Origin of the sequence: Halohasta litchfieldiae (genome assembly GCF_002788215.1) — an archaeon.
Taxonomy (GTDB): domain Archaea; phylum Halobacteriota; class Halobacteria; order Halobacteriales; family Haloferacaceae; genus Halohasta; species Halohasta litchfieldiae.
The window spans coordinates 2684091-2700018 of record NZ_CP024845.1; the positions used below are offsets into that span (position 1 = coordinate 2684091).

Below are 15928 nucleotides of genomic sequence, written 5' to 3' on the forward strand. Positions count from 1 at the left end.
TCTCTCACCATGCGTAATTTATTGACGCGGCTGAAACGCCGGTGGTCGGATACCGACAGGGCTCGCACCGATGGCGGCGTCGATTCGACCGCTTCCTTTTGGGAGCGGGACGTTGTCAGATCCGCGCCGTTCTGGCTGCCGCCGTTCCTCTTGATCGGGCTGTTCGTCTACGGAGCAGTCCTGTGGAACATCGTCCTCTCGTTGACGAGCTTTACGGGGTTGGGCAGTCCCGACTACGGCAGTCTCAGTCTCGAAAACTACGTTATCGCGTTTCAGGGCGGGGTTCCCTCGTGGTCGGAGCTGACTGTCTCACCGATCTGGAACTCCGCGTGGAACACGGTCGTTCTGATGGTCACCTTCTCGGTTGTCTGTCTCGCCTTGGGACTCATCTTGGCCATCTTGGTCGACCAGCAGATCCGCTTCGAGAACACCTTTCGGACGATCTACCTGCTGCCGATGAGCCTCTCGTTCGTCGTGACGGCGAAGTTCTGGCTGTATATGTACAATCCACAGACGGGGCTCATCAATATCGCGGTCCAGTCGCTTGGGTTCCAACCGGTCGAAATCGTTCAGAACCCGGACCTGAAGCTGGCGGCGGTCGCCTTTGCGCTGATCTGGCAGTTTAGCGGCTATGCGATGATCGTCTATCTGGCTGGCCTGCGGGCGATTCCGACGGGCCATTTCGAGGCTGCCCGCGTCGACGGAGCCTCGACGATCCGGATGTACTGGCGCGTGATCATCCCACAGCTTCGGACTGCCACAGTGAGCGCACTCGTCGTGCTGACGGTGTTCTCGCTGAAGGCCTTCGACTTCCTGTTTTCGATGTACGGAGGCTACCAGCCCGGTCCCTCGGCGGACATCTTGGCTACCCGAATGGTTCGGGAGGCCTACGCCAACGGGAACTGGGCCTACGGGTCGACGATAGCGGTAATTCTGTTCGTGATGGCACTGATGATCGTCACGCCGTACATCTACTCGCAGTACAAGCGAGGTGAGCTATGAGCCACGAGACAGCCACACCCGACGACACCACGACACGATCACTGCTCGGCTACCCGCTCCGCCGAATCGGACTGTATCTGGTCCTCGGGGCGATGGCCGCCTTCTACCTCATCCCGATCGAAACGGGGCTGATGACCGCCATCACGAGCCCCGAAACCTACACCGGGACCCATCCGTACTTGCCGCCGCTGGAGCCACTGATTCCGGGGACCGGCGAGTTCTCGCTGCAGCCGTGGGGGACCGCCTTCGAGGGGCTCCAGTCGGGGCTCGTCAACAGCCTGATCATGGTGATCCCGGCGACAATCCTCTCGGGACTGCTCGGCAGCATGGCCGCCTACGGGCTGACGACGATCAGCTGGCGGGGACAGATCGGGATCTACATCCTCTTTGTCGCGGGAATCTTCATCCCATACCAAGCCGTCTTGGTGCCGCTGACGCAGTTCTGGTACAACGTTGTCCCGCTACGGACGCTGTTCGAGCCGATTGCGCTCACCCTGCCGTTCGTCCAAGAGTACCACTGGAAACTCGTCGCGCTGACGATCACCCACGTGGCCTACGGGCTACCGATCTGTACGCTGCTGTTCCGGGCCCACTACAAGAAGCTCTCCGACGAGATGATCGAGGCCGCCCGGCTCGATGGCGCATCGATCTACCGGATCTACCGGCGGATCATCCTGCCGCTGTCGATCCCGATGTTCGCGGTCGTCTTCATCTACCAGTTCACCCAGCTCTGGAACGACCTGCTGTTCGCGCTCACCATCGTCCAGTTCGGTGACGCCGCAGTCGTCACCCAGGAACTGGTCGGCATCGGCGTCTCACAGTCCGGCACCAACTTCCCGCTTCGGATGGCGGCTGCACTGCTCGCGGCGCTCCCGACACTCCTCGTGTACATCGTCTTCGGCGACAAGTTCGCCAAGGGAGTCGCTGCGTAATGACACCCAGATCACCACCTCACAAGTTATGGCAGAACTAACACTCGACGGCGTCACGAAAGTATTCACAGAAGACGACGGCAACGAGATCGTCGCGGTCGACGAGGTCTCGGTCGACATCCAAGACGGCGAGTTCCTTGTCCTCGTTGGCCCATCGGGCTGTGGGAAATCAACAACCCTGCGGATGGTCGCTGGGCTCGAATCCATCACGTCCGGTGAGATCCGTCTCGCCGGAAACCGAATCAACGACAAACCACCTGCCGAGCGGGATATCGCGATGGTGTTCCAGTCCTATGCGCTGTACCCTCACATGACGGTGGCCGAAAACATGAGCTTCGGGCTCGAAGAGTCGACCGAGATGGCCGACGACGAGATCAGTCGGATCGTCGACGAAACCACCGAAATGATGGGAATCAGTGACCTCCGAGAACGGAAACCCGCTGATCTCTCCGGCGGCCAACAACAGCGTGTCGCACTCGGCCGAGCCATCGTCCGCGATCCCGAGGCATTCTTGATGGATGAACCGCTCAGCAACCTCGATGCCAAACTCCGGGCAACGATGCGGACCGAACTCCAACGCTTGCAGGAGGAACTCGGCGTGACGACGATCTACGTCACCCACGACCAGACCGAAGCGATGACGATGGGTGACCGAATCGCCATCCTCGACGGGGGTGTGCTCCAGCAGGTCGGCACGCCACTGGAGTGTTATCACACACCGAACAACGAGTTCGTCGCCGGCTTCATTGGCGATCCGTCGATGAATTTCTTCGAGATGGACGTCGACCGGAACCAACTTCTCGGAGATCTATTCGAGTACCCGCTCACGCCAGCCCAACAAGAGTCGGTCGACGAAGCCCGGGAGGTCACCTTCGGCATTCGGCCCGAAGACATCGATATCGAGGTCGACGGAACGGTCGACTCGGAGTTCGAGTTCGAGGTGACCGTCGACGTAGTCGAGCCACGAGGCGACGAAAACACGATCCACCTTACGTTCGACCGGGACGTCGACGACCCCGAGACGTTCACCGCGACCGTCAGCGGGCTTCGCCAGCTACAGGCCGGAGACGCGGTCGTCGCAACGTTCCCACCGGAGGCGATCCACCTGTTCGATGTCGACTCCGGGGCGGCGCTCCACAATCGCTCGCTGGACGTGCCCGAAGCGACCGAACAGCTCGTTTAGCAAGCGTAGCCTCCGGCTACTGTTTTGTATAGCTACTCTAACAGCCCGATATCTTTGGCAACCAGATCCTGAATTTGGGATTTGAGTGCAGGCTCGATTTCGGCGCATTCCTCACCATCGTGTCGGTTCTCGTTGTGGGTCTCCAGTTGGTCGCCAACGTCCGAAAGCGGAACGCTCGTCTCGGTGCCGCACTCCTCACAAATAATCGGAACCTGTGGGTCGGTGTCGTCAGTCATACCGACCAGTTGCCCTGTGGGATGAAAACCGGTCCGGTTTCGGGGAACGCCTTCCAGCCTCCCGGATGGCATCCGGCAACAATCCCTTCTACGTTGTATTCGGCGGTGTTATTCGCCACTTATATTAGTGTCTGTAGCCAGCGTTGAGTCGATGAAAGGGTGCTATCCGTGCGTGTCGTGTCGACACCAAACGTTCAACGAGTACCGACCGACCGTAGTACAGGGGGTGTGGTGAGTGGTCTCCCAAACGGCGGCGCTCGCCGCGACCGTGGTTACGCTGGCCACGTTTACCGCCGCAGGGCTGTGGTATGCTCACGGTCGCGTCGGATCAGTCGAGGATCTGCTGACTGCCCGAAACTCGACGGGGACCGCGATGACCACTGCGACGTTGATTGCGTCGACGATGGGTGCGTGGATCCTGTTCAGTCCCGCCGAGGCCGGAGCCGCCTTTGGTGGCCTGCCTGCCATCCTCGGCTATGCCATTGGGAGTGCGATCCCCCTGCTGTTGTTCATTCCTGTCGGCGTCCGTATCCGCGAACTGATGCCGACCGGCCACTCACTGACTGAGTTCGTCCTCGTTCGGTTCGGTCCGGTGATGTACGTCTTCGTGCTCGTGGTCTCGGTGTTCTACATGTTCATCTTCCTCGCAGCGGAGATGACCGCGATTGCAGGCTCGCTCGAACTGGTCGCCGGGATTCCAGCGTGGCAGACCGCAACTGCGGTCGGCCTGTTCGTCCTCGTTTATACGGCCTACGGTGGCCTCGTCGCTAGCATCTTCACCGATACCATCCAGACGCTCGTTATCCTCCCCCTACTGGCAGTCGGCTTCGGGGCGGCGGTCCTCGCGTTGGGCGGCACCGGCGAGATCCATGCCACCGCGCTCGCCACCGATCCGAGCCTGCTCGATCCGGGTTTCCGTCCGGGACTGGAGTTCGGGCTGTATGTCGTATTCGCCATTTTGGGTGCAAATATGCTGAACCAGGGGATCTGGCAGCGCGTGTACGCGGCCGATGGTGAGTCGACGCTCACCCGGTCGTTTGCGGTCGCCGCGCTGACGGTCGTGCCGATGGTACTGCTGGCGGGGCTGTTCGGGGTTGTTGCCTCGGGTCTCGGCTTGGTGACGCCCGAAACCCAAAGTGTCGCTTTCTTTCTCGTTGTGATTGAGGTTCTCCCTGAATCGATTGCTTTCGTGGTCGTCCTGTTGGTCGTCCTCTTGGTGATGAGTTCAGCCGATACGATGCTGAATGCGATTTCGAGTCTGATTACCGTCGACCTCGCCCGAATTATCGACGTCGACAACGACCGTTCGCTTCGACTGACCGGTCGGGGTCTCACGGTCTTGGTTGCCATCGGAGCGATCATCATCGGCGCACAAGGCTACAGCGTCCTCCGGCTGTTTTTGACCGCTGATCTGCTTGCGGCCGCGGTTTTTGTCCCGCTCATCTGGGGACTCTACTCACGGAGCTTGACCGAACTCGGCGGACTGGTCGCAAGCCTCGCTGGGCTCGTGGTAGGCATTGCCTACTTCCCGATGCTCCGGGGGGTCGTGATGCTGGTGCCCGGTGTCGGACCGCTGCTTCCAGAGCCAGCGTTCCTGCCCGCGTTCCTCGGGGCCACTGCAGTCTCGACACTGGTGACCGGTCTCGCAGTCGCTGTCGGCTCCGCGAACTTTGAGTTCGATTCGCTGACAACCAAGATTCGGTCGTTCGACGAGTCGACCACCGAGGACCCATCAGCGGCCGCAGCTGGGGAGGTGTCGGACTGATGGCGGTCGGGTCGACGCTGTTTGCAGTCCTGATCTGGGGATCAGTCGGCAGTGTCCTCGCCGTGTTCGGCTACATCTCGTGGCTGCTTATCAGGCTTCGGCGAACCAAGTAGCGCTACTCACGTTTTGAGACTGTTTATACCAACACAATTCTCTTTACGTAATTAATATCGGTTTCAATATTCGTCGGGAAGCCCGCTCATTTAAGTCTGCGTGGCAAGCATACTACCGTATGAGCGAGCCACTCGCAGACGAGTTCGGACGGGAGGTGACCGGGGTCCGAATCTCGTTGACCGACCGCTGTAACTTCGACTGCATCTACTGCCACAACGAGGGGCTCGGCGACACCCGTGGACCGATGGAGCCGTCCGACGACGAGATCACTGCCGACGAGGTCGTTCGGTTTCTTGAGGTTGTCGAGGAGTTCGGCGTCGAAAAGGTGAAATTCACCGGCGGCGAGCCGATGTTGCGCGCCGACCTCGAAGAGATCATCCGCCGCACGCCCGAGTCGATGGAAGTCTCGCTGACGACCAACGGCACGTTCCTTCGTGGACGCGCCGAAGATCTCAAAGAAGCCGGCCTTGCTCGCGTCAATGTCTCACAGGACGCTCTCGATCCCGACGAGTTCGCGGCGGTCACGAAATCCGGTGCGTACGAAGAAGTCCTCGACGGGGTCGAAGCCGCCATCGAGGCCGGATTAACCCCCGTAAAACTAAATATGGTTGTCTTCGAGCACACCGCTGGCTACGTCGAGGGGATGGTCGACCACGTCGCCGAAAACGAAGGCCTCCAGCTCCAACTGATCGAGTATATGCCGGAACTCACCGGTCGACCGGAGTGGAACATCGACATTCAACGGGTCCACGACTGGCTGGAGGATATTTCGGATCGGGTCGAACACCGCGAGATGCACGACCGGAAACGCTACTGGGTTAGCAGTACCGACCGCGATACCGCGACCGACAGCGAGGGCGACGACAGCAACTGCGGAATGGTCGAAATCGTCGACCCCGTTGAGAACCCGACTTTTTGTGCGAACTGCCATCGCGTACGCGTAACACATGAAGGATATCTCAAGGGCTGTCTGAACCGGAACGACGACCTCCGGTCGATGGGTGAAATGAGCCGCGAGGAAATCCGCGAGACGTTTCGGGCGGTCGTCGACAACCGAGTGCCCTACTACGGCGAGTATCTGATCGAGGGCGACGACGGCGAGTGGGAACTCAACGAGGAGTATATCGGAGCCTGATGCCGTAGGATGTGCTTGATCCGCCCGTAGCTACCGACTACTTATTATGTGGTACTGATAGCTGTGACTGTGAAGCTGACCGTCTTCGGCGCGAGTGGACCAACTGGCCAACAAGTAGTCGACCAGGCAGTTGGCCGTGGTCACGAGGTGACAGCCGTCGTCACGTCGACCGCCCCGGAGTCACGGTTTCCTGACGAGGTGGATGTGGTCGAAGCCAATGTCTACGAGGGTGAGAACATCGAGGAAACCCTCAACGAGTCGACGGTGGTGTGTAACGTCATACGGCATTCGAAGAATAGCCCACCGGATTATCTCACTGTCTGTGGAGCACACATTCTGGATGCGATGGAGGCCGCTGAGGTCGGCCGGTATCTGACGGTCGTCCCCGCGGCCGTGCAGCGGGATGGCGAACAGTTCGGAGTCGGTGAGTCGATTGGGACCTCGGTGTTCCAGTTGCTCCGCCCCACGGTCACCGTCGACGCCACCAATCACGTCGCCGATGTGACCGCACGTGATCTCAACTGGACAGTGATTCGTGTGCTTCGGCTCACGGAGGGAACGACGACTCGTCAGTACACAACGGGAAACATCAGTCTCGGCATCGGCAGTGTCTCCTACGGGGATGTCGCTGCCTTCCTGCTGGACTGCTGTGATCGCGGAATCTATCTTCGTATGCAGCCGAAAATCCGAACCTGAGTGGACGGGAAGTGGCCGGTCGGTAGCGTCAGTTGGTAGGTGTAAGGCGGCGAGCATCGAACCCGTCGACAACCGCTCGCATCGCGTCGATAATCGATGGCCGGTACGTCCAAAACCCGGTGTAATCGCCGGGAGACTGTTCCTCTGCTAGGAGGGCCGCATGGGAGCTGTTCTCTGCGGTGCCATCGAAGATCACCCACCAGTAGTCGGTGTTGCTCTCGACGTCCGGATCGTAGGCCTCGATACCGCTGTCGGCTGGCGGCACCCAGTCCGGCTCGCCGTACAGCGATACCGTGACAGCCGATGGCAGCGCCTCGTAAAACGATAGTTGCGGTTCTGCCAACGATAGTTGCTGGAAGCCAGCCGCCAGTCGACCGTCGCCGACTGTCGCCGCTCGGGTTTCGATCAGCCGTGAGGCAAGCAGGAGCTGACGTCTGTTCGAGGACCGAAACACCGTCTCGTCGAGTGCCCCGAACAGTGATGGCTGCTCGTCGACAGCCGTCAGCTCCGACTCCCACGCATTGAGGTAGTTCGCGACGGTTTCGATACTGTCCACCGAGAGCACCTCCTCGCCGTTCTGTACAGCGACCGTCGACTCGGGGAACCGCTCGTCAGTGGTGTACTTGATGAGGACATCGTGTACACCGACGTAGTCGATGATTCGATCACAGTAGTCGGACTGGGTGTCGACGTTGTAGAACACCACTCTCCGGCGTTTTCCTCTTACCTCCGCAAGGATCTCACCGAAGACCATACAGCCATAATCAAACACATAATGATGAATATTCCGCTTGTGGGAACGCAATCGACCGCTTGCCTGCACTGTGTTAGCGGCTGTAGCCGGCACCGTGGTAGGCGTCGACACCCCGGCAGCTATTCGTGATGTTTAAGTGGTGGACACGAGTTCATTCGACCGTAGTACTGTAGGGGCGGATGTCCCGAGTCCGTGATGGGCGACAATACGAACGCGTGTTGCGGTAGCCAAGCATGGCCCAAGGCGCAGGGTTGCTAACTCTGTGGCGTCACTGCCTCCGGGGTTCGAATCCCCGCCGCAACGCTCGCACAACTGACAATAGCTATGAGTGCAGAAGAACCAGAAGACGGCTTGACAGAGGAGGAAGAAGAGAACCTCCGCTACTTCGTCCGGATCGGACAGACCGATCTCGACGGCACGAAGAGTGTCGAGCGCAGTCTCACAGACATGAAAGGCATCGGACAGCGGACGGCACGCATCGTGTCGGACGCTTCCGGGGTAGACCGAACGGCAACGTTCGGCCTACTCGACGAGGAAGAGATCGACGCCGTCGTCGACGTCGTCGAAAACATTGAGGACCACGTCCCAGAGTGGATGCGCAACCGGCAGCACGACTTCTACACCGGTGAGAACACCCACATCGTTGGGAACGACCTCAACCAACAGCGGCGCCAAGACATCAACCGGATGCAGATGATCGACTCCTACAAGGGCGTTCGACACAAGCGCGGACAGAAAGTCCGCGGGCAGCGCACCAAGTCCACCGGTCGTACCGAGGGGACAATCGGTGTCAACGTCGAACGGATCAAACAGGAGCAGGCTGAAGACGCCGCAGCAGCAGAAGAGGGTGACGACGAATGACGACCGGACAGAACACCAAACTGTACGAGACGCCCAACCACCCCTACCAGGGCGAGCGGATCGCCGACGAAAGCAGTCTGCTCGGTCGGTACGGGCTGGCAAACAAAGAAGAACTCTGGCGAGCACAGTCGGAGCTTCGCTCGATTCGACGCGAGGCCCGTCGACTCATCGGCGAGTCACAGGGTGACGTCGAGGCCGCCGAAGAGGCCGGCATCGAGTTCCTGACCAAACTCCGCCGCTACGGGATTCTCGGAGACAACGAGACGATCAGCGACGTGCTGTCGCTCGACGAGACCGATATCCTTGAACGACGACTCCAGACGGTCGTCTACCGGAAAGGACTGGCTACCACGCCACAGCAGGCCCGCCAGTTCATCACCCACGGCCACATCACCGTCGACGGTGCCCGCGCAAAGGCTCCCTCACGGAAGATTGAGGCCGGCCAAGAGGACCTCGTCGACTACGACGAGCGGAGTCCCATCGCTGACGAACTCCACCCATCACGGGCGGAGGCACAGGAGTAACTACCAATGAGTGAAACACAAGACGACAAGTGGGGCATCGCCCACGTGTTTTCGTCGTTCAACAACACGCTCATCACGATCACCGATCTGACGGGGGCCGAGACCATCGTCAAATCCTCCGGTGGGACCGTGGTGAAGCAGAACCGAGACGAGGCATCGCCGTACGCCGCCATGCAGATGGCCGAAACCGTCGCCGAGGAAGTCAAGGCAGCGGGCATCGCCGGACTGCATATTCGCGTTCGCGGACCGGGCGGAAATGGAAACAAATCCCCCGGCCCCGGTGCCCAAGCGACGATTCGCGCACTGGCACGAGCCGGTATCGAGATCGGTCGGATCGAAGACGTGACGCCGATCCCACACGACGGCACACGCGCACCGAAGAACAAGCGAGTTTAACGACCTATGGCACCAGAATTCGACGTTGAGTTCATCGAGGCCGACGAGCGGAACGCTCGCTTCCTGGTCCGTGGACTGACACCGGCACTCGCAAACGGCTTCCGGCGCGCGATGATCGCCGACGTGCCGACGTTCTCGATGGACACCATCAGTTTCGTCGAGAACACCTCGGTGATGTTCGACGAGATGATCGCCCTGCGACTCGGGCTCATCCCGTTGACCACGCCGCTGGACGACTTCGAGATCGGTGACACCGTCACGGTCGCACTCGATGTCGAAGGGCCGGCGACCGCCTACTCGGGCGATATCGAATCGTCCGATCCGCTGGTCGAGCCAGCCGATCAGAACGTGCCGATCATCGAGCTCAAAGAGGGCCAGCGCCTGGAGTTCGAGGCCGAGGCAGTCTTGGACCACGGCAAAAGCCACGCCAAACATCAGGGCGGCGTCTCGGTCGGCTTCCGTCACCTCCAGCAGGTTGAGGTCGGTGACGACATCGGCGAGTTCGACGACCAAGAGCCACAGATCCTTCGCGGGGTTATCGAAACCGAAGACGGCGAACTCGTTCTCACCAACGAGTTCGACAACGATCTCACGAATCGGTACCCCGGCAAGGAACTCGAAGTGACCGACGTGCCCGGAGCCTACGTCTTCCACGTGGAGACTGACGGCTCCTTCTCGGTTGAGGAACTAGTGCTTCGCGCCGCCGAATCGATCGGTGCCCGCGCGGACGAACTACACGACGCAGTTACGGCCTAACGAAACCCACATGACCACACCACTCTCGATCCAACTGGCCGCCCGCGCTGCTGGTGAGACACCTGTCTCGCCATCGCTCGGGGGTCGACACGGTCGCCTGATGACAGGCCGACAGTGTGGGAGGATCGAAAGTGGTAATAGGTGGAGTGGAGTACACCGGAGTGCGAGCAGGGATAGCCAAGTCTGGCCAACGGCGCAGCGTTCAGGGCGCTGTCCTGTAGAGGTCCGCAGGTTCAAATCCTGCTCCCTGCACTCCGTTTTCTATCAGGAGCATTATAATGAGCAGTAAGACGAATCCGAGACTTCAGAGTCTCATCGCCGAGCTGAAGACGGCCGCGGGCGACTCCGATGCCGCAGTCTGGCAGGACGTCGCCGACCGTCTCGAAAAGCCACGGCGCACCCACGCAGAAGTCAATCTCGGTCGCATCGAACGGTACGCCCGTGACGATGAGACCATTGTTGTTCCAGGAAAGGTCCTGGGCAGTGGTGTGCTTGAAACGAACGTCACCGTCGCCGCCGTCGACTTCTCGTCGACAGCCCAAACGAAGATCGGGCAGGTCGGCGACGCAGTGAGCCTCGAAGAAATCATCGAGTCGAATCCAGACGGAACGAACGTCCGGGTGATTCGATGAGCGCAGCCGAGTTCGAGGTCGACGTCGTCGTCGATGCCCGAGACTGTATTCTCGGTCGCGTCGCCAGCGAGGTCGCACAGAAGGTCCTCTCCGGACAGCGTGTCGCGGTGGTCAACGCCGAACACGCCGTCATCACCGGGAACAAAGAGGATACACTGGACACCTACCGAACACGCGCAGAGCTTGGTTCGGATCGCGGCCCGTACTACCCGAAACGGCCCGACCGCATCTTCAAGCGCGCGATTCGTGGGATGATCCCGTACAAAAAGAAACACGGCCGTGAGGCCTTCGAGAACGTCCGCGTCTACGTCGGCAACCCGTACGACGAAGAGGGCGAAGTTCTCGACGGCACCTCACTGGACCGCCTGTCGAACATCAAATTCATTTCTCTGGGAGAGGTCTCGGAGAAACTGGGAGCGAACGTCACATGGTAACTAACACATCAGGCAAAAAGAAGACGGCCGTCGCTCGCGCCACCGTGCGCGAGGGCGAGGGTCGTATTCGTATCAACTCCCAGCCAGTCGAGCTGGTTGAACCGGAGATGGCACGTCTCAAGATGCTCGAACCGTTCCGCATCGCGGGCGACGACCTTCGTGACAGCGTCGACATCGACGTCACTGTCAACGGTGGCGGCTTCAGTGGTCAGGCAGACGCCGTTCGGACGGCGCTGGCCCGTGGACTTGTGCAGCATCTTAATGATGCTGAACTGCGTGAAGCATACATGCAGTTCGACCGCTCGCTGCTGGTCAACGACGTTCGGCAGTCCGAACCCAAAAAATGGGGTGGCCCTGGTGCCCGTGCCCGCTACCAGAAGTCCTACCGCTAAGGTGACCCAACTATGATGATCCCAGTCCGGTGTTTCACCTGTGGCAATGTCATCGGTGAACACTACGAGGAGTTCGACGAACGGTCCGAGAGTGGCGAAGATCCCGCTGAGGTCCTCGACGACCTCGGCGTGACCCGTCACTGCTGTCGGCGCATGATGGTGTCGCACACAGATCTCGTCGACGTTGTTGCCCCCTACCAATGAGAGGCCAGTACAACCGCTACGAGAAAGCCCGCATTCTCGGGGCGCGCGCACTGCAGATCTCCTACGGTGCGCCGGTCCTCGTTGAGACCGCCCAGAGCGAGCCCATCCTCATCGCGGCAGAGGAGTACGACGCGGGCGTGTTGCCGTTCACGGTCAAACGAGACTAACCATGACACAAATCAGCTCAGTTTCCCTACGACGTGTGCTCGACTCCCGTGGCAACCCCACGGTTGAAGCGGATGTACTCACCGAATCCGGCGGCTTCGGCCGTGCGGCAGCGCCCTCGGGCGCTTCGACCGGCGAGTACGAGGCAATCGAACTCCCGGCCAACGAGGCGATTGCCAACGCGAGAGAACATGCGGTCCCCCGACTCGTCGACACCGTCTACGCTGGCGACCAGCGCGCGGTCGACGGCGCACTTCGTGCCGCAGACGGCACGGATAACTTCTCGGAGATCGGCGCAAACAGCGCGGTCGCCATCTCGATGGCCGCCGCAAAGGCCGGCGCAGACGTGCTCGGTGCCCCGCTGTACCAGCACCTCGGCGGCGCGTTCCGCGGCGACAACTTCCCGATTCCGCTCGGGAACGTGATTGGCGGCGGCGAACACGCCAAAGACGCCACCGATATCCAAGAGTTCCTCGCCGCACCCGTCGGTGCGCCGAGTGTCGAAGAGGCCGTCTTCGCTAACGCGAAAGTCCACGGCGAGGCTGGCAACATCCTCGACGAGCGTGGCATCGGCGCAGGCAAAGGCGACGAGGGTGCATGGGCACCCCCGATTTCGGACGCCGAAGCCTTCGAGATCATGGAGGAGGCGACCTCCCGCGTTTCGGAGGCGGTCGGCTTCGAGATCCGATTCGGACTCGACGTTGCAGCCACCGAGATGTACGACGAGGACAGCGACTCCTACGTCTACAGCGACGAAGAGAAGTCGACCGACGAGCAGATCGAGTATATGGTCGATCTGGTCGAGGAGTACGACCTCGCGTATGTCGAGGACCCACTCGACGAGAACGACTACGAGGCGTTCGCCGAGATCACCGAGCTGGTCGGTGACCGGACGATGATCTGTGGTGACGACCTGTTCGTGACCAACGTCTCGCGGCTCGAAGAGGGAATCGAAACCGGCGCTGGCAACAGCATCCTCATCAAACCAAACCAGATCGGTTCGCTGTCGGATACCTTCGACGCGATCGAACTGGCGGTTCGAAACGAGTACAAGACGATCATCTCTCACCGCTCGGGCGAAACCGAAGACACGACGATTGCACACCTCGCGGTCGCAACCGACGCCGACTACATCAAGACCGGCACGGTTGCGGGCGAGCGAACCGCCAAGCTGAACGAACTTATCAGAATCGCGGAAGACGCAGTATGAGCGACAACGAAACCGAAACCGTAGAGACACAGGACGAGCCCGACGAGGTCGACGAGGCCCCAGTCGACGACGAGCCTGTCGAAGCCGAACCGGACGCCGAGGAGTCTGCCGACGAGGCAGCCGCCGAGGCCGAACCAGAAGACGAGGAAGAAGAGGAGTCCTCGCCGTTCGATGACAATGTCATGCCGGACGACGATGTCGACCTCCTCATCCCCGTCGAGGACTACCTCAGCGCAGGTGTCCACATCGGGACCCAACAGAAGACCAAGGACATGGAGCGGTTCATCCACCGCGTCCGTGACGACGGTCTTTACGTCCTCGATGTGAGCCAGACCGACAGCCGCATCCGCACGGCGGCTGACTTCCTCGCGGGCTACGACCCAGAGCAGGTGCTTGTCACCTCCTCGCGGCAGTATGGTCGATTCCCAGCCGAGAAGTTTGCCGAGGCAATCGGCGCACGCGCTCGCACGGGTCGGTTCATCCCCGGCACGCTGACCAACCCCGACTACGCAGGCTACATCGAGCCTGACGTGCTTGTGGTTACGGACCCAATCGGTGACGCCCAAGCGGTCAAAGAGGCGATCACGGTTGGCATCCCGGTCATCGCAATGTGTGACTCGAATAATCAGGTCAGCAACGTCGACCTGGTTATCCCGACGAACAACAAGGGTCGACGCGCGCTGTCTGTCGTCTACTGGCTGCTGGCCAACGAGACGCTCGACCGCCGCAACGCTGGCACGATGTTCGCGCTCGAAGACTTCGAAGCCGACCTATAATCGGTTTCGAACTCCTACGATTTTTTTGGCGTAGTAATAGTCTGAATAGTCTCAACTGTTAACAACCAGAAAGCCCCGGCAGGCTCCAGTCGAGGGCCTCGCTGCGGTCTTCACTGCGTTGCGGTCCTTGCATCGGCCGTCTTCCCGGAGCCTGCCGCCCCTTTCAACCCACCCACAGCAGGTAGATCAGCCACAATGGGTGGGACTGAAAGGGGCCGCCGTCTCGACGAACCCCGACGACGTAAGCACCGGAAGAGCGAACGCAGTGAGTGACGAGGAGCGCAACGAGTCGCGGGAGTCGAGACGGCGGGGGCTTTCTGGTTCTCTAAAATCTCTATGGCTGAATTTAGATCTGTCACACTAAACTCAGATCAAACACGAACCTTGTTCGATGGCCAACAGTCATATCTGTTGACTCCCAACGCCGGGACATGGATGGGCAGCTCCCGGGAGCCACCGTCGACTCCGAGGACCGAATCATCCTCCACGTCGACATGGACTGCTTTTATGCCTCCTGTGAGCGGCTGCGAGAGCCCGCCCTCGAAGGGAAGCCTGTCGTCGTTGGGATGGGATACGAACCCGGCGAGGGCCACGGCGCGGTGGCCACCGCCAGCTACGAAGCCCGCGAGTACGGCGTCGAGAGCGCCCAAGCCATCGGCCAAGCCCTCGACGCACTCCCCCATGCACCAGACGTCGACGATGACCACGATGGCCCAGTCGGCTTCTACCGGTCGGTCGACATGGACTTTTATAAATCGGTCGCGGGCGACGTGAAGGAGATTCTCCACGACCACGCCAACACGGTGCGGGAGGTGAGCATCGACGAGGCGTATCTCGACGTGACCAACCGGACGAGTTGGGACCCAGTCGACAGTGGTGACCGGACCATCGCCGAGGGCTACGGCCGCCATATCAAACAGCAGATCAGCCGCGAGGTCGGCGTCCCCGCCAGCGTCGGGGTCGCGCCGAACATGTCGACCGCGAAAATCGCCAGCGATTTCGACAAACCGAATGGGCTGACGGTTGTCCGACCCACTGAAGTCAGTGCGTTTCTCGATCCGCTGCCGGTCGACGAGATCCACGGCGTCGGCCCGGTGACAGCGCGTGAACTCCGTGATCTGAGTATCGAGACCGCGGGTGATCTGGCCGACGCCGATCAGGGGGTGATCGTCGACCAGTTCGGCCAGCGCGGTCGGGAACTCTACGCTCGCGCTCGCGGCGAGGACGACCGCGAGGTGACGCCACAGGGCCGACCCAAAAGTCTCTCACGGGAGTCGGCGTTCACCGAGTCGACCGCCGACAGCGAGGCCAAACGGGAAAAAGTGGGCGCACTGGCGGCGGATGTGGCCGCCCGCGCCCAAAGTCGGGGTGCGATGTACCGGACGATTGGCATCAAGGTCGTGACGCCCCCGTTCGATGTCAACACGCGAGCGTCGTCGTTATCGGGGCCGGTCGACGAACCTGATCTCGTCGAGTCGGTCGCACTGGATCTTCTGACCGAGTTCGCTGACGACAAGGTTCGGAAACTCGGCGTCCGTGTCTCGAACCTCGATTTTGAGGGCCAAGATCAGGCTCGACTCGATGGGTTCGAGTCGACTGGCGGAGGGGGTGCGATTGAGAGAGACGTGGAGTCGGTCGAGACCGTCGACACCTCGGGAGGTCAGATTACGGATTGGGTTGAGGAGGGTGAGTCGACGGAGTCCGATACAAAACGGAGGGTGCGTGACGGACAGTCGTCGCTCGGAGAATTTGAATAAGTGT

At 60.6% G+C, this 15928-nt stretch carries 20 protein-coding genes and 2 tRNA genes; 20 read left to right on the forward strand and 2 right to left on the reverse strand.

Annotated features, from left to right (window positions below; genetic code table 11):
* Positions 1-9 precede the first annotated feature (9 nt).
* The 3 genes from HALTADL_RS13510 to HALTADL_RS13520 are packed head-to-tail and all read left to right on the forward strand — an operon-like array spanning position 10 to position 3117.
* Positions 10-1002, forward strand: coding sequence for a carbohydrate ABC transporter permease (locus tag HALTADL_RS13510; RefSeq protein WP_089672644.1), 993 nt, complete (start codon positions 10-12; stop codon positions 1000-1002).
* Positions 999-1934, forward strand: a complete 936-nt coding sequence (locus HALTADL_RS13515) for a carbohydrate ABC transporter permease (protein ID WP_089672645.1) — start codon at positions 999-1001, stop codon at positions 1932-1934. The genes HALTADL_RS13510 and HALTADL_RS13515 overlap by 4 nt, the downstream gene beginning before the upstream one ends.
* 28 nt (positions 1935-1962) lie before the next feature.
* On the forward strand, positions 1963-3117 hold the full coding sequence (locus tag HALTADL_RS13520) for an ABC transporter ATP-binding protein (protein WP_089672646.1): 1155 nt from the start codon (positions 1963-1965) through the stop codon (positions 3115-3117).
* Positions 3118-3149: 32 nt separating this feature from the next.
* Here the strand turns inward: HALTADL_RS13520 and HALTADL_RS13525 are convergent, their stop codons facing one another.
* Positions 3150-3353 (reverse strand): hypothetical protein, encoded by a 204-nt coding sequence (locus tag HALTADL_RS13525; protein WP_089672647.1) that lies wholly within the window; start codon positions 3351-3353, stop codon positions 3150-3152.
* 235 nt (positions 3354-3588) lie between these two features.
* Between HALTADL_RS13525 and HALTADL_RS13530 the strand changes: the two genes are divergently transcribed.
* The 3 genes from HALTADL_RS13530 (at position 3589) to HALTADL_RS13540 (ending at position 7063) form a co-directional block, all read left to right on the forward strand.
* A complete protein-coding gene (locus HALTADL_RS13530) occupies positions 3589-5118 on the forward strand; it encodes a sodium:solute symporter family transporter (protein ID WP_089672648.1) in 1530 nt (509 codons plus the stop codon).
* Between the two features lie 232 nt (positions 5119-5350).
* Positions 5351-6367, forward strand: a complete 1017-nt coding sequence (gene moaA, locus HALTADL_RS13535; protein WP_089672649.1) for a GTP 3',8-cyclase MoaA — start codon at positions 5351-5353, stop codon at positions 6365-6367.
* Between the two features lie 69 nt (positions 6368-6436).
* Positions 6437-7063, forward strand: a complete 627-nt coding sequence (locus tag HALTADL_RS13540) for an NAD(P)-dependent oxidoreductase (RefSeq protein WP_162551733.1) — start codon at positions 6437-6439, stop codon at positions 7061-7063.
* Positions 7064-7091: 28 nt separating this feature from the next.
* Here the strand turns inward: HALTADL_RS13540 and HALTADL_RS13545 are convergent, their stop codons facing one another.
* On the reverse strand, positions 7092-7817 hold the full coding sequence (locus HALTADL_RS13545) for a hypothetical protein (RefSeq protein ID WP_143054143.1): 726 nt from the start codon (positions 7815-7817) through the stop codon (positions 7092-7094).
* Positions 7818-8034: 217 nt separating this feature from the next.
* Between HALTADL_RS13545 and HALTADL_RS13550 the strand changes: the two genes are divergently transcribed.
* From HALTADL_RS13550 to dinB, 14 genes are all read left to right on the forward strand, one after another.
* A tRNA-Ser gene (locus HALTADL_RS13550) sits at positions 8035-8120 on the forward strand.
* A gap of 21 nt (positions 8121-8141) precedes the next feature.
* Entirely contained in the window at positions 8142-8678 is a 537-nt protein-coding gene (locus HALTADL_RS13555) for a 30S ribosomal protein S13 (RefSeq protein ID WP_089672652.1), read from the forward strand.
* Positions 8675-9202: a 30S ribosomal protein S4 gene (locus HALTADL_RS13560; RefSeq protein WP_089672653.1), complete on the forward strand. Its 528-nt coding sequence runs from the start codon at positions 8675-8677 to the stop codon at positions 9200-9202. Before HALTADL_RS13555 ends, HALTADL_RS13560 begins: the two co-directional genes overlap by 4 nt.
* Positions 9203-9208: 6 nt before the next feature.
* On the forward strand, positions 9209-9598 hold the full coding sequence (locus tag HALTADL_RS13565; protein ID WP_089672654.1) for a 30S ribosomal protein S11: 390 nt from the start codon (positions 9209-9211) through the stop codon (positions 9596-9598).
* Positions 9599-9604: 6 nt separating this feature from the next.
* A complete protein-coding gene (locus HALTADL_RS13570; RefSeq protein ID WP_089672655.1) occupies positions 9605-10354 on the forward strand; it encodes a DNA-directed RNA polymerase subunit D in 750 nt (249 codons plus the stop codon).
* Between the two features lie 167 nt (positions 10355-10521).
* Positions 10522-10606, forward strand: a tRNA-Leu gene (locus tag HALTADL_RS13575).
* A gap of 26 nt (positions 10607-10632) precedes the next feature.
* On the forward strand, positions 10633-10986 hold the full coding sequence (locus tag HALTADL_RS13580) for a 50S ribosomal protein L18e (RefSeq protein WP_089672656.1): 354 nt from the start codon (positions 10633-10635) through the stop codon (positions 10984-10986).
* Complete coding sequence (locus tag HALTADL_RS13585; RefSeq protein WP_089672657.1) at positions 10983-11420, forward strand: 50S ribosomal protein L13; 438 nt, start codon at positions 10983-10985, stop codon at positions 11418-11420. Before HALTADL_RS13580 ends, HALTADL_RS13585 begins: the two co-directional genes overlap by 4 nt.
* The gene (locus HALTADL_RS13590) at positions 11414-11812 is read left to right on the forward strand and encodes a 30S ribosomal protein S9 (protein ID WP_089672658.1); all 399 of its coding nucleotides are present in this window, start codon (positions 11414-11416) and stop codon (positions 11810-11812) included. Before HALTADL_RS13585 ends, HALTADL_RS13590 begins: the two co-directional genes overlap by 7 nt.
* Positions 11813-11824: 12 nt before the next feature.
* On the forward strand, positions 11825-12016 hold the full coding sequence (locus HALTADL_RS13595) for a DNA-directed RNA polymerase subunit N (protein WP_089672659.1): 192 nt from the start codon (positions 11825-11827) through the stop codon (positions 12014-12016).
* The gene (locus tag HALTADL_RS13600; RefSeq protein ID WP_089672660.1) at positions 12013-12183 is read left to right on the forward strand and encodes a DNA-directed RNA polymerase subunit K; all 171 of its coding nucleotides are present in this window, start codon (positions 12013-12015) and stop codon (positions 12181-12183) included. Before HALTADL_RS13595 ends, HALTADL_RS13600 begins: the two co-directional genes overlap by 4 nt.
* Positions 12184-12185: 2 nt before the next feature.
* Complete coding sequence (gene eno / locus HALTADL_RS13605) at positions 12186-13391, forward strand: phosphopyruvate hydratase (protein ID WP_089672661.1); 1206 nt, start codon at positions 12186-12188, stop codon at positions 13389-13391.
* Positions 13388-14167, forward strand: a complete 780-nt coding sequence (gene rpsB, locus HALTADL_RS13610; protein WP_089672662.1) for a 30S ribosomal protein S2 — start codon at positions 13388-13390, stop codon at positions 14165-14167. Before eno ends, rpsB begins: the two co-directional genes overlap by 4 nt.
* Positions 14168-14598: 431 nt before the next feature.
* A complete protein-coding gene (dinB, locus tag HALTADL_RS13615) occupies positions 14599-15924 on the forward strand; it encodes a DNA polymerase IV (protein ID WP_089672663.1) in 1326 nt (441 codons plus the stop codon).
* Positions 15925-15928: the final 4 nt, after the last annotated feature.